This is a genomic window from Microcoleus sp. B4-C2 (assembly GCF_036705265.1).
Classification (GTDB): Bacteria; Cyanobacteriota; Cyanobacteriia; order Cyanobacteriales; family Microcoleaceae; genus Microcoleus.
The window spans coordinates 1-14553 of the sequence record NZ_JAUBUB010000028.1; the positions used below are offsets into that span (position 1 = coordinate 1).

The window sequence follows — 14553 nt, forward strand, 5'->3', positions numbered from 1 at the left end:
CATTCGGGGTACTTCGCTTAGCGCTCAGATTCATCCCCTCTGAATATACGCCCGGGACTTCCCGGCTGGTAGTTAAAATAGATTTCGAGGCAATTTTAGAAATACTTTTGTCTTGACCGATCGCCCTGATGCGGGGTGGAGTGAAAGCAAAAAGTGGTATACAAGAGTGGTTTATATACCACTTTTGTATACCACTGCCGATAAATTGCACAGATGGCTAAAAAAGCGGATAGCCTCAAAGCCTTGTGGAGTAAGGGATGTACGGAGAGGGTGGGATTTGAACCCACGTTAGAGTTACCCCTAAAGTAGATTTCGAGTCTACCGCATTCAACCGCTCTGCCACCTCTCCAATTGATTTGAGATGTGAGCTAAAAGTATTTTACCGCACAGTGTGCCAGATTGTAAATCTTTATAAAAAAGAAGTTTGATTTTCTTCAGATTCCAAAGTGGTCTTAAATCCCCCTGCTGGAGTCCACTGGAGGGCTCCGTCGCGCCCTGTCCAGAAAATCTGGGTTTTGCTTTGGCGCAGTTGGGCTGCGGTTTCTGGGTCGATTTCGTTAGCAGAGGCGATCGCCACTTGTGGCCCAACTGCGCTTAACAACTCAGCCGTCAGGGCTTTTCCTGACCACCACAGCACTTGAGCCGGCTTCAAGGTTCCCGTTGCTGCCAATTTTTTTTGCGCTTCCGGTGTCATTTCACCGACGAGCAACCAAGTTCGATTTCCCACCAGGAATTCTACCACCGGAATCTCCGCATTCACCAACTGCAACCGCGTCGCACCCATATCAACTGTACTGTTAGTTTCTAAAGGAAAGTAAACGCCTTGGCGAGATTGCACAGCCGTCATAAATTCCTGATTGTTGCTACGGTAAATTTGTTTGGGAGCGTTATTATCATAAAAGGTTTTTATTGGCAAGCGTGCTAGTAATTTTCCCCAACCACTGCTCAATCCTAAATGACCGTGAGTGGCGATCGCAAAATTCACAGAATTAACTCCTTGCTGCTGCAAAAAAGGCAACACTGTAAACCTTACGGTATTTTCATCACCGCTATTAATTAGCGCCACTTTTCCCCTATCTTGAATTACTAAAACAGGTTCGCCAGATGTCGCCAGCAAAGTAACTTGAAATAAAGATGCTTGAACGTGCCAAGCTGGCAAAACTATGATACTTATTCCCGCCACCAGCGCCAGCGGTAAAATCCAAGCAGATGAAAAACTCGGCAGCGCAATAACTCTGCTTTTCCCCTTCTTCCCTTTCCCCTTTTCCTGATTTTTTCCTCGGACTGGTTCCGGCTTCCGTCTTTTTTCTTCCTTCCTCCTTCTATCCGTTAAATCCGTTACAGAATCCGTTGCCGCACTTCCTTCTTCCTTCTTCCTTCTTCCCCCGATCCAAACCCAGCAAATTAAACTGTAAAGCGCGATTAGCTGAAACACCGATACTTGACCGACAGCTACAGAATTACCGGGTAATTGCGAGAAATATTGGGCGATCGCAATTAACCCCTTTGCCGGATAGTCCAGCAGTTGTGCTAAAACACTGCCAGCGGGCGGAAAAATCAATCCAGCTAAAGCGCTAACCATCCCCCCAATACTCAAAATCCACAGCAAAGGAGCGGCAATAATATTAACTAAAATGCTGTAAGGTGATACGACGCTAAAAATGTAAAGTAGCAGCGGCAGCACCCAAACTGAAGCGGCGATTGGAACCACAACAATCGAAGCGATCGCGGGCGGCATCCAGTCCAATTTTGCCATCAGTGGTGGCGTTGTCACGATTAACCCCAAAGTTGCCAAAAAACTTAGTTGAAAACCTAAATCCCAAATCCACAAAGGGTTAACCAGCAGTAAAATAGTAGCAGCAATTAACAGCAATCCCAGCGGCTTAACTGCGCGGTTGAGCACCAAAGCAAATAGTGTCCCAAATCCCATCAAAGCAGCGCGGCATACTGAAGCTTCAAAGCCAGTTAATCCCACGAGCAAAAATAAAGCACCGACGCCAAAGCTAAATTGCAATTGTTTGGAAAAACGCCTGGTTAAAGCTAGAACTAAAGCCAAAACCATCGAAACTTGAGTGCCGGAAGCTGCGATTGCGTGGGCTAATCCAGCCTGCACAAAATAGTCACGGATGTTGTAAGGTAAATCTACTGCTTGTTTGCCGAGGGCGATCGCACTGATCAAGGGCCCTTCGGGAACATTTAACTGTGATAGTTGCGATCGCACGATCCGCTGCCGCATCGCTTGAATTTTCGATGGCTGCATCCCGCTTGGTTCCAAGAAAGCAGCCGTTTGGCTGTTAACTCGATTTACATCCGCGATCGCCTTTTCTCTCTTCCAGTCAATTTGACGACCTTTTAGCCCTACAAAAGCTCCTTCTCTGGCTAAATATGCTTGAAAATTAAAAGCCCCCGGATTTGACGGTGGCTGCGGTTTGTACAAGGAACCCACAACTGCGATCGTATTGTCGGCGTACAAACCCGTTGCTTGCAGCAGGGGAACTGTAACGTAGAGTTTGCCGGATACTGGGCGGTTTACAACTGCTCCTCCCTCGCCGCCGTTGATTTCGCTAACTAAATCTGTTTCTAGCCAAAATTGCGATCGACCCGATCGAGTCAGTCGAGGCGTACTGGCAACTCTACCGCGAACTGTCACTGCCACTTCTTGAGTGTTGCCGCCAGCCGGAATCAGTTTGCTGATGTCATCTATGGCCGGTTGGGGCGATCGAACTGCAAAATAAACGCTAGCTAGAAATGCCAGCAAACCAGCAACCGCCCACACCCATTTCGCTCTCGGCAGCATCTCCAACAAACTCAACTCTTCCCTCGCATCTAAGGGTGCTTCAAGAGCATTTTCTTTTTGTCGGCTGCGTCTTTTCTTAGTAACTTTGACAGAATTTTTAGTATATTTCCGCAACAATTTCGGCAGGGCGATCGCTACCGTTATTCCCAAAGCAAGTATCCCGTATCTACCCCAAGAAACCGCTGTAGAAATCAATCCCAAAATGTAGGCAAGACAGAAGATGACACCCGTTGCTTGATTCATTAATTAGCAATTTAGAGGGGGAATATTTCAGGGCAACCTATGCACTCCTTACCAAAGAAACCGGGTTTTTCAGGCGGAGTAAAGGGCTAAACGCCGTGAACTTGGGTAAAAAACCCGGTTTCTGGCTACCCGTGCGTAAGTTATGGCAAAAATTCTTTCCTTATATTCTTTCCCTTCCCCTTCCCCTTCCTCTTCCTTTTCTAAATAGACAGCCCCAATTTTAAACCGAAAGCCGCGTGCAGCACCATAAGTGCAAGGGCCGTCGTGCCTAAATAAGCGTGAACCGCGCGCAGTGCCAGCTTATTGCCCCCAAAACCCGTTAGCGAAATCAAGCTGCCAACAGCCAGCAAAACCAGCACTGCCGAACCAGTCCAAAAATGCGGACTTTCCATGACTGGCTGGTGCTGCATCACCAGCGACAGCAAGCCGCCTGTATAGCCCAAAGCTAGAAACAGAAACATCCACGGTGCAAGCTTGCGGTGATCTGATCGACTTTTGAGTGCGACATCTTTATCGGTTGCCAAACGTCCCTGCCATCCCGTATACCCGACAAAACTGCCCATCGCCACTACCACGATCCCCATCATTACAGGGTGTCCCCAATGGGTAATTGGTTCGGGAATTCCTAGACTGCGAAATTGACTGGCGATGGGTTCTAGTAGTTCGCTTAAATTTACCATTTGATACTGACTCCAAACTTGGCGATAAATATTTTCAGACTAATCATTAAAATATTATAAAATATTAGTGTAGCAAGTGCGAGGGTGCACTTCAAAGAGCCGTTTAACCTAACAGCCCAACATTGGCCAAAAGCCTAGATATACGCAAAACTTAGCCGGCTTGGGCCGGCTGTGAGATGTTTTACAGCAGTGATGCTGCTTCAAGTTAATTATTAGCCCGATCGGCTAAATCTAAGAGCAAAAATAAACGCCATTCGCCCGCACATCACACCCCGTGGGCTGCCTTTTGCCCAATCTTCACAGCCTCATCCTCACTCTGGATGTTAAATTATACCTGCCTGCTCAAAGTTAATTTCAATTCCTTGACTTTTGAATGCCCAAGGGGAAATTTAACATCGCAGCCGACGAGCCGTCACACTTCTACATTTTGCTAATCGTTCTCAAGGGAGAATCAACTGCTGAAAAAAAACTAGAGGTTCCAAGTTTGAGACTTCTGGCATCAAGTATGCCGTCTGCCCAGGCTCACTTCGATCGACCGATCGCTAAACAGTCTCAAGGCACCCTGATAGCACTCTTGGCTGTTGAGCAGCCATCGCTGTGCACCTAAATGAATCCTCCCAACTAACTCGCTGGGGATTCGGTTTTAGCAGACAAGCAGCCACTTTCTTGCGTCGCCTTCCTCGGAACCGTGCAATCGCTACACTCACTGGGCCGTCGCTAAAGTAGCTTCCGAAGGTTGGATTTGATACTTTACGAGATTTGCCAGTTCTTGTAACTGATTAATCGCTTCTGCACCTTCTAGTTTCATGAGTTCGCGGTCGTCCCGCATCTCAGTCCAAGTGATACCGTAATCTGACACTAAAAATCGAATCAGATGGTTGTCCGTCAAACTGACCATAAATGAGGCACTGTTCATCTGACCCCCGCAAGTGTAGCAGGATGCCAGATAACCCCGATGCTCTAGCACGATCGCTAAAGCTTGGAGGTTCATTACCAAATCTTGAACGAATTTACGGTGTTGTTCTGCAAGTCTCAGAAACACAGTTCTCCTCCTATCACCACACCGTGTATTTTACATCCCATTTAATAATTTCTTAATAAGTGGGTCTTTAGGTGCTGGTTCAGTATACGTTTAGTATGCTCAAAAAAAATCGGATTAGCGACCTCTTCAGCCTACGTATACTAGATTAACCGAGTTGCGATCGAAACGAAGTATCAGCAGCAACATTCACCCAAAACAGGCTCTCGCGGGGGACTCCAGCCGGAAAATTTGCCTGCTGTCAGGGCTGATTCAGCCGTTCGAGAGCCCAAAGATACAAATAACTAATGATAGTAATGAAATTAGTTAAGTAGAAGAGTTCAATCACCCTGGGGATACTCGTCCCAAAGCGTCGTCGTCTGCCGCAAGCTCCGAAAATCGCCATTCCCCAAAATCAAGTGATCCAGTAGCGGAATCGACAAAAACTGCGCTCCCGCCAGCAACTGTCGCGTCAAAGCAATATCCTCCGGGCTCGGTTCCACAATCCCCGATGGGTGATTGTGCGAGATAATCGCCCGCGTCGCCCCCTGGCGGATCACCTCGCGAAAAATATCCCGTGGGTGAGCCAAAGTTTCCGTGGCTGTGCCGATCGTAATTACCTGAGTACCCAGCAGCCGATTTTTCACATCCAGCAACACCACAGCAAAACGTTCCTGAGACTGCCACATCAAATCCTGACTCAGGGCATCAGCCGCCGCTTGGGGAGAGTCAACCACAGCCATTTCCGGCGGCCGCGACTGAAAAACCCGCTTCCCCAACTCCACCGCAGCCAAAATCGAAGTCGCCTTAGCCGGGCCAATCCCGTGAATCTGCGTCAACTCCTGAACGCTAATACTGCGTAGCACAGCCAGAGGATCGCGGGAATGCAAACTCAACTGATTTAAAATATACTGTCCAAGCCCTACGGCGGAAAGTTTGCCGGGGCCCTGACCAGTACCCAGGAGAATCGCAATCAATTCTGCAGTTGCCAAACTTTTCGGGCCACCCGCCATCAACCGTTCCCGTGGCCGTTCACTCGTTGGCAAATCGGCAATTCTCAAGCTGTAAGTCATAGCTGCACCCGCACCGCAAGCTCAACAATTAGACAATTTTAGCCGATCGATTTGTGTTCTTCAATTCGTACAATCACCGAAAAAAGCCTTCATCATTAACCGAGGCTGTTGGCAGATAAAATCTAACCCAGGGTTTCGCAAGCGATCGAGTCTCGATGTCGATCGACCTTAAACCGATCGCCCGGATATGCCTCTAACACTCGCTGCGCTTGGGCTTGAGTCGCAAATTGACACTCCCCACGGCTAGAAGCCAGGCCGGGCGGATTTATTCTGACCGGATGATTATATAATAGAACCGGCGCGAGGCTAGGGGACGATCGCCCGTTCTATCCAAACTCTGTGCATAGCTCCATGAATTTAATTGAAGCTATTATTGCAGTGTAAGGATTCAGGTCTGAAAAATGGGAATAAACGAGCGGCATAGGCAAGGCACAAGAATGTGCAGAAATAGCCTCACGGAAAAAAGCCATTACTCAACGAGCTTGAAAACGACAGGTTTGAATCACACGAGCGGAGATTAGCAGTTTCCTCAAATCGTTTCATCGAACGAGAGCCGCCAAAAACTTTCCGTTTAGTTACAGCTAGCCATAGAGAAAGTTCTGCTAAATTATTATCCGGAGACATCGAGGACTCATCCAGAAAATACCACCACTGTTTTGCTTTATCTGGTAAGTATTTGAGCAACAAACCTGCGGCATAACCCACAAGGATCAACCAAGTCACCAAAGCTTGATTCAATCTTATTTTGAAATCTTGATCCCACGAGTTGTAGGTAAGGATCGCGAATTAAATAACTTACAATTTTAATTGTTATTGTGGGATGGGCGTCCCGCCCGTCCACTCATGACGGGCGGGACGCCCATCCCACTTTCAAGAGTGGAAATTATTTAATTCTCATTCCTAAGTATATCCTTTGTTTTGCGCCAGGACTCATGGGCGATAAGCTGTTCGGCATTTAAAAGACGATAGTAGTGTGCCTCATTACAGAAGTGTTTCCCGCATAAGCGCGTAAGTGTTCACTCCTGACACCAGAGGGATTAATTCGGTTGAATAGCCGCTAGAATTTGCCCTGCTGTCACCGTTTGCCCCTTTTCACAAAACAATTGAGCCACAGTGCCAGCAACATCAGCAGTAATAGCAATTTCCATTTTCATCGCTTCCAAAATTAACAGACGATCGCCCTCAGCAACCACATCTCCCACATTAACCAGCACCTGCCAAACATTAGCCGAAACGTGAGCGACAACAGCCTCACAGTCGATCGGCAAAACAACCTCCGCCGCCGTGTCAGAAGCCCCATCCGCCGAGGATTCTGCGGCAGCTTCAGCGTCAAATTCCCCGGAGGCGGCCCAGCGATCGCGCTCTGCATTAAATGCCGCCTGCTGCTGCGCTTTAAATTCAGCCGAACTGTTAGCAATAGAATGCAAAAACTCATTGTATTCTCTCAAATTAAAAGTGATTTTCTCAACCTTTAATTTAAATTTACCTTCAATAAATTCTTCCCGACAGCGGTGCAATTCCTCATGAGAAACCGGATAAAATCGGATTTGGTCAAAAAAGCGCAAAAGCCAAGGTTTACCAGACTGGAAATCAGCCGTTTGTTTGAACCGATTCCACATTTGCACCGTGCGGCCGACAAATTGATAACCTCCGGGCCCTTCCATCCCGTAAACGCACAAATACGCGCCGCCAATGCCAACTGCATTTTCAGGAGTCCAAGTGCGGGCGGGATTGTATTTAGTAGTAACCAAACGGTGGCGCGGATCGAGGGGAGTTGCGACGGGCGCGCCTAAATAAACGTCTCCCAAACCCATTACTAAATAGCTAGCATTAAATACAATTTCTCTGACTTGTTCGATGCCCTCAAGCCCGTTTATGCGGCGAATAAACTCAATATTGCTGGGACACCAAGGTGCATCCGATCGCACAGACTGCATATATTTTTCAATAGCCAACAGCGTCGATTCATCTTCCCAAGATAAAGGCAAGTGCACAATTCGCGCCGGCACTTCCAAATCCTCGATCGCCGGAAGTTCCGCCTCCGCCGCAATCAGCGCCTGCATTAGCTGCTGTTGCGAAATCTGGCGGCCCTCAAAGTGAATTTGGAGCGATCGCATTCCCGGCACTAATTCGATAACACCAGGCAACGGATTTGCTTTTAGCCATTCCATCAATGCGTGCGCCCGAAAACGCAAATTTAAATCCAGCACCAACGGGCCGTATTCAACTAGAATATATTTATCCCCAGCTTGACGGTAAGTAACAGCAACCTGTCCCAGAGATTCGGGAATTTCGTGCAAAATTGGAGAAGCGGGAACTGCAGGCAATTCCTCCGCATTTTCCCCAAAAACAGGCAAACTAAAAGTAGCAATTTGCCTATTTTGTGCTAATTCCCGCTGCAAAGCTTCAGCAAAACTCAAACAGTGAAAGCGAATGCTGTCCCCCGGTTTCAGTTGCCCGATTTTCCACAATTCCGACTGCACAATAGTAGCAGGACAGACAAAACCTCCCAAACTCGGGCCGTCAAGACCGAGAATTACAGGCATATCGCCCGTAAAATCGATCGTGCCGATCGCGTAAGCATTATCGTGAATGTTAGACGGGTGCAAACCCGCTTCCCCGCCGTCTTGACGCGCCCAGGTGGGCTTCGGGCCGATCAGCCGAATGCCCGTCCGCGTCGAGTTGTAATGCACCTGCCATTCTGTAGAGAAAAACATTTCGATGTCTGACTCAGTAAAGAAATCCGGCGCGCCGTGAGGCCCGTACAAAACGCCGATTTCCCAATTATTGCTGTAGGTGGGAATTAGTTCCGCAGGCAAAGATAATTCCGCTTCCAGAGTAGCAGTTTGATGCAGTTTAAGCACATCTCCCGGACGCAGCGTGCGGCCCGCGTGTCCGCCAAATTTGCCCAGTACAAAAGTTGATTTGCTGCCCAAATAATCGGGGACATTAAAGCCGTGTTTGACTGCTAAATAAGTGCGGTAGCCGCCGCCTTGAATGGCTTTTAACTTGAGAATGCTGCCAGCTTTTACGGGAATAGCTGTCCAAAACGGCACCGATTCGCCGTTTAGCGTTCCCTTCATAGTTGCACCAGTCAAACTAATAACTGTATCGGCATTAAAGCGCAGAGTTGGGCCTGTCGCTGTGAATTCCAATCCGGCTGTCGATTCGGGATTTCCTACTAAACGATTGGCCGATCGAAATGCCAGATGATCCATCGGCCCAGAAGGCGGCACGCCCACATCCCAATAGCCAATCCGCCCCGGATAATCTTGAATGCTGCTGTAGGTTCCCCCATCCAATACATCGATCGTTAAAGGTGCGTATTCAAAAGAGTTTAAAAAGCGCGTGCTCAGTTCGCCCCGGCTGAATCGGGAATCGTCCAAAATCTGGCGGAGGTAATCTAAATTAGTTTCAATTCCCGCTATTTCACTGGCATCTAAAGCAGCTTTCAGTTGAGCGATCGCCTGGGCTCGATTATCGCCGCAAACGATTACTTTGGCTAGCAGCGGATCGTAAAAAGGAGTAACCTCCGTGCCGGTTTCTATCCAACTGTCGCAGCGGACGTTTTCGGGAAACGCAACTTGATTCAGCAACCCGGAACTAGGCTGAAAATTCTTGCCGGCATCTTCCGCATAAATTCGCACCTCAATTGAGTGTCCCTGCGGTTGATAGCGGTACTCTTCCAGGGGGAACAAATCCCCAGAAGCCTGTCTTACCATCCACTCAACAAGGTCGATGTTGTTGACAGCTTCAGTAACGCCGTGTTCAACTTGCAAGCGCGTGTTGACTTCCAAAAAATAAAACTGTTTCGCCTCGACATCAAATACAAATTCAACAGTACCCGCTGACTGGTAATTGACCGCTTTTCCCAACCGCACTGCTGCACCGTACAACTGATTTCGCTGTTCGTCGCTAATAGCAGGGGCGGGGGTTTCTTCAATTACTTTTTGATTGCGCCGCTGCACCGAACAATCTCGCTCGCCCAAGGCTATGACATTGCCTTTGCCATCTCCAAAGATTTGGACTTCAATGTGTCTGGCTGTTTGAATATATTTCTCTAAAAAAACGCCGCTTTGTTTAAAATTGCTTTGACTCAAACGCTGTACTTTTTCAAAGGCTTCTGCCAAATCTCGATCGCCAAAACAAGCCTGCAAACCAATGCCGCCGCCGCCTGCGGTACTTTTGAGCATCACCGGATAGCCGATCGCCCCAGCCGCCTTTTCTGCATCCTCCAAACTTGCTAAAAGTTCGCTTCCGGGAGTTAGCGGCACTTGATTTGCAGCGGCTATTTCCCGCGCGGTGTGCTTCAATCCAAAGCAGCGCAACTGACTCGGAGTCGGGCCGATAAATGCAATATTTTCGCTTGCACAAGCTTCGGCAAATTCAGCATTTTCGCTCAAAAAGCCGTAACCCGGATGGATAGCTTGAGCTTTAGTTTGGCGCGCAACTTCGAGAATGCGATCGAACCGCAAATAACTCTCGGCTGCGGCGGCTGCACCGATACAAACGGCTTCGCTGGCGGCGAAAACGTGTTTGGCGTGGGCGTCGGCTTCAGAATATACTGCTACCGAAGCAATTCCGAGGCGATCGAGCGTGCGGATAATTCGGCAGGCAATTTCACCGCGATTTGCAATCAAAACTTTGTTAAACATTTAGGTAATTCTTAATTGGTAATTGGTAATTGTTAATGGTAATTGGTAATTGGTGTCTGATTACATCTTGTACTATCTTGAAGAACAGGCAAGATGCCTGTTCCACAAACATTAAATTTTGTTGTGGGGTGAGCACGAGAGCCATTGGTGTCAACTTAAGCCTGAAACCCTCTGTATCTCTTGCTGGTAGCCCAGTCTCGATCCCCCTAAATCCCCCTTAATAAGGGGGACTTTGAGCGCTCTTCCCCCTTATTAAGGGGAGTAGGGGTTGACTTTGAGTGTTCTTGTCCCCCCCTTATTAAGGGGGGCTAGGGGGGATCGAACCCTAATCGTCAGACAGCAAATTGGTACTACGTTTAAAGTCTTTGTTGACACCAATTCACGAGATACCGCCCCTAAAGAAATTGCGGAGGCAGTGCCCCCCTACCTTTACACCGCATCCCAAATAATCAACTGAATCGCCGTAGGATTGTAAGCATTGCAAGGATTGTTCATTTGAGGGCAGTTAGAAATAGCAACCAGCGCGTTCATTTCGGCTCGCAAATCAACTGTACTTCCCGGATCAGAGATGCCGTCAACAATTTCTAGCGTGCCGTCTTCGCTAACCGGAACATTCATAAAAAAGTTGATATTGCTGACTAAATCTCGCTTACCCAAACCGTAGGGAAGAATTGCGGCGAGGAAATTTTCAACACAGGCGTGCTGGTATTTTTTATCTAGTCCAAACCGCACCGAATTGCTTTCGCAGCTACAGGCGCCGCCGGAGGTATCGTGCCGCCCGCAGGAGTCAGCAATTATGGTCATCATGGCTCGCCCTTCGTTGGAAATGAGTTTGCTGTTTGTAGTGACAAAGATGTTGCCTTGATGGACGATCGTATCGGGGGCGCTGTAGCGTTCGGAAGGGTCATCGGCATTGTAAACTAAAAAATCTACTGCTTGATTTCCGCCTAAATCTACAATACGAAGAATCTGTCCTTTTTTGATGACACGAGACCAGGGATGTCTGGCGGGTAAAACTTCGTTATAAATTGCATTTTTTGGATCGAGGATTTGTTGAGTAGTTGCAGTCATGGTTCACTTTTTGTGATGGAATTGCAGAATTTTTTACCGCCGATTGATGCGGACAAAGTTGAGTTGTGTAATCGGGTCTATTGCACGAATAAAGCATCGGTGTTGATGAAGCCGCGCACGGCTTCCGGGTTGGCGGTGCGGCACAAGTCGTCTGGTGCGGCTGCGGGGGATTTCACAATCTGAATTTGGATGGGTTTTGGATCGTAAATTGAACCCGGATGCAGGATGTGGGGACAGTTAGAGATAATTGTCAATACGTTCATTTCGGATCGCAAATCGATAAAACTACCGGGTTTTTCGCAGCCTTCGCGAAACTCCATCGTGCCGTCTGGTTTGATGGCAATGCGAGTAAATAAGTTGAGGTTGGGCATGATGTCTTTTTTGCTCAATCCCCAGCGAGTTAGGGCTTTGAGGAAGTTGTCGCGGGAGTTTTTCCAGTCTCCTTCGCCGTATTTTTTCGCATTGCTAATGGCGTTGCTGCATCCTCCTAGCAAATCGTGACAGCCGGAGGTGTCTTGGGTGATAGAAAATAGGATGCGCCCCATGTCTGTGTAAAGCACCATGCCTTGTTTGAGAAAGGCGTTGAATTGAATTTTGGCGGTGTCTGCTGCGTTGAAACGTTCGATCGCATTGTCGGCGTTGTAGCACAGCATGGAAACGCCGCGAGAGCCTTCTAAATCGGTGATTCGCAGGGTGTTTCCCCGCTTGATGACCCCCGACCAGTACGCGCCGCCCGGTACGGTTTCTTGCATTAATACGAGGTCAGAATCAATTTGTGAATTTGTGTCGATCGATAGTTGCACCATAAGTTCCTCTTGATGTATTTGGGGGGGGTGAGGGAAACAAAACAATAGTATTTTGTAGTGGCAAAACTCACCTTCTCCCAAAGTAATATTTATCTACACTGATATCTTGCACCATTCTTAAGAACGGGCAAGATGCCCGTTCCACAATAAAATTGAGTTTTGTGGAACGGGCATCTTGCCCGTTCCTAAATAGGTAATTGACAATGGTGCAAGATGTTAAGTTTCCACTTACTTAGGTTGGCCGTTGTACTGTTGCGCGGGTGCAAAAAGTGCAACTACAAACCTATTTCTATTTAAGCAGCCATTGCAACTGCTTCCTGTCCGTGTTTCCGCATCAAATCCATGAGTTCGTCGCGGTAATCGTGGAATTTGGCGTGGCGTTTAATGCTGGGAGTGCGATCGGGCAAATTAATCGACATCTCCTTTCTCACTGTACCGGGACGAGCACCCAAAGCATAAATCCGATTGGAAAGAAACACCGCTTCTTCGACATCGTGGGTAATCATAAAGATTGTAATCTGAGTGCGGCGCCACAAATCGAGCATGAATTCGTGCATCGATTCTTTAGTGTGGATATCCAAGGCACCGAAAGGTTCATCCATTAATAACACTTTAGGTTCAGAAGCGAGGGCGCGGGCGATCGCCACCCGCTGTTTCATCCCGCCCGACAATTCCTTCGGCAGCGACGAAGCAAACTGCGTCAATCCTACCACACTCAAATAATAGCTCGCTTGTTCGCGCCGCTTTTTCTTGGACACGCCTTGAAGTTTGAGGCCAAACTCAGCATTTTCCTGCACGTTCATCCAAGGATAAAGAGTGTAATGCTGAAATACCATACCTCTATCCGGCCCAGGCGAAACAACTTCCTTGCCATCAATTTTCACTTCCCCTGTTGTTGGCTTGTCCAATCCCGCAATCTGCCTCAAAAGAGTAGATTTGCCCGAACCGGATGCGCCTACCGCGCAGATAAATTCGCCTTGCTTGATGCTCATATTGATGTCCTTGAGGACAACTAATTTACCGTTTTTTGTTTCAAAGTTTTTGTGCAGGTTGTTGATTTGTAGAAACATGAGTTTATCCTCTGTATTGTAAGTAAAAAATGGATTGTTGGAGTCCCTAAGTAGGTCAATTTTAGGACTAAAAACGATAGGAATCGAGTCTTTTAATTTTAGGTTGATAGCACGACCTTCTTTCATCCATTACATCCGTTACATAATCCGTTGCCGAACTTCCTTCTTCCTTCAAAATCTGCTTACTGTTTCTGGCTTGACCATTTACAAGAAACCCGCAGCAGATATTGAAAAAGCAAGTCAAAAGTCAGTCCGATCGCCCCAATGACAATCAGCCCCACAAAAATTTCATCGGTTCGGAGAAATCGACCTGCGACGCTGATCCGGCGGCCTAAGCCTTCGGTTGCCGCAATCAATTCGGAGACGATTACCAATTGCCAAGCCGCAGCTAGGTTGATGCGGCTAGCATCAAGAATTCCCGGCAAAACGTGGGGAAAAATAACTTGAGTTAGGATTTCCCAGCGATTTCCGCCCAACATATAAGTAGATTCGATCAAGTCTTTGGGAACAAACTTGACTGTATCCATCACCATCAGCGAATTGAAGAAAAAGACGCCGATAAATATCAGCATTATTTTGGGTTCTTCGCCGATTCCCAAGTAGAGAATTAGCAGGGGAATGAATGCTGGTGCGGGCATATATCGCATCAAGCCGAACATGGGTTCCAGCAAGGCGCGAATACTGGGAAAACTGCCCATCAGGACGCCAATTGGTATGGAAAAAACCAAGGCGAACAGAAAGCCCACTCCCACCCGCCACAAACTCGCTACCGTGTCTTTCAAAAGTTCGCGAGTGTTCCACAGCCGACCAAATGCCTCTAAAACTTTGGCGGGGGAAGGCAAAAATTTGGGGTCTACGTCGGCGAAGGTTGTTACTAGCCACCACAGCAGCAGCGGCAGTGCGATCGATGTTACCGTTAACCCAATATTGAGGGGTTGTGGTATCTCTTCCGCAATCCGCCAGAAAACGGTGGGATTTAGGCTTTTTTGCTTGAGGTGGGATTGGATCGATCGCGGTTCGGGATTTGGTGGCATGATTTAATTGCAGAATGGTTGAGCGAGTAATTTTAGTAGCTTTTTGGTATTTAAAAAAAGAATTTTGTTGAAAGTTTTTTGTGTCTGCAAAATCGTAAATTCTGCC

The 14553-nt window shown here is 47.7% G+C and carries 10 protein-coding genes, 1 tRNA gene and 1 pseudogene; 1 reads left to right on the forward strand and 11 read right to left on the reverse strand.

Annotated elements, in window-relative coordinates; translation table 11 throughout:
- Positions 1-262: 262 nt before the first annotated feature.
- The 3 genes from QUB20_RS11150 to QUB20_RS11160 form a co-directional block, all read right to left on the reverse strand.
- Positions 263-349: transfer RNA gene (locus QUB20_RS11150), tRNA-Ser, on the reverse strand.
- Between the two features lie 60 nt (positions 350-409).
- Entirely contained in the window at positions 410-3040 is a 2631-nt protein-coding gene (locus QUB20_RS11155) for a ComEC/Rec2 family competence protein (RefSeq protein ID WP_333251299.1), read from the reverse strand.
- 200 nt (positions 3041-3240) lie between these two features.
- Complete coding sequence (locus QUB20_RS11160; RefSeq protein ID WP_015176986.1) at positions 3241-3720, reverse strand: DUF4079 domain-containing protein; 480 nt, start codon at positions 3718-3720, stop codon at positions 3241-3243.
- A gap of 373 nt (positions 3721-4093) precedes the next feature.
- Between QUB20_RS11160 and QUB20_RS11165 the strand changes: the two genes are divergently transcribed.
- The gene (locus tag QUB20_RS11165) at positions 4094-4327 is read left to right on the forward strand and encodes a hypothetical protein (protein ID WP_333055123.1); all 234 of its coding nucleotides are present in this window, start codon (positions 4094-4096) and stop codon (positions 4325-4327) included.
- 96 nt (positions 4328-4423) lie between these two features.
- On the opposite strand, the gene QUB20_RS11170 is transcribed toward QUB20_RS11165, so the two are convergent.
- The 8 genes and pseudogenes from QUB20_RS11170 to QUB20_RS11205 all read right to left on the reverse strand — a co-directional run bounded on the left by QUB20_RS11170 (position 4424) and on the right by QUB20_RS11205 (position 14447).
- Positions 4424-4762 (reverse strand): DUF1815 family protein, encoded by a 339-nt coding sequence (locus tag QUB20_RS11170; RefSeq protein WP_015176985.1) that lies wholly within the window; start codon positions 4760-4762, stop codon positions 4424-4426.
- A 317-nt stretch (positions 4763-5079) separates the two neighbouring features.
- Positions 5080-5811, reverse strand: a complete 732-nt coding sequence (gene radC, locus QUB20_RS11175; protein WP_333055122.1) for a RadC family protein — start codon at positions 5809-5811, stop codon at positions 5080-5082.
- A 476-nt stretch (positions 5812-6287) separates the two neighbouring features.
- Positions 6288-6513 (reverse strand): annotated as a pseudogene (locus QUB20_RS11180) (IS66 family transposase); the annotation flags it as partial.
- Between the two features lie 335 nt (positions 6514-6848).
- Complete coding sequence (gene uca, locus QUB20_RS11185; RefSeq protein WP_333246904.1) at positions 6849-10466, reverse strand: urea carboxylase; 3618 nt, start codon at positions 10464-10466, stop codon at positions 6849-6851.
- A 429-nt stretch (positions 10467-10895) separates the two neighbouring features.
- Positions 10896-11537, reverse strand: coding sequence for an urea amidolyase associated protein UAAP2 (locus QUB20_RS11190; protein WP_333246906.1), 642 nt, complete (start codon positions 11535-11537; stop codon positions 10896-10898).
- 77 nt (positions 11538-11614) lie between these two features.
- On the reverse strand, positions 11615-12343 hold the full coding sequence (locus QUB20_RS11195) for an urea amidolyase associated protein UAAP1 (RefSeq protein WP_333246908.1): 729 nt from the start codon (positions 12341-12343) through the stop codon (positions 11615-11617).
- 293 nt (positions 12344-12636) lie between these two features.
- Complete coding sequence (locus tag QUB20_RS11200) at positions 12637-13413, reverse strand: ABC transporter ATP-binding protein (protein WP_006630934.1); 777 nt, start codon at positions 13411-13413, stop codon at positions 12637-12639.
- Positions 13414-13595: 182 nt separating this feature from the next.
- A complete protein-coding gene (locus tag QUB20_RS11205) occupies positions 13596-14447 on the reverse strand; it encodes an ABC transporter permease (protein ID WP_333246910.1) in 852 nt (283 codons plus the stop codon).
- Positions 14448-14553 lie beyond the last annotated feature (106 nt).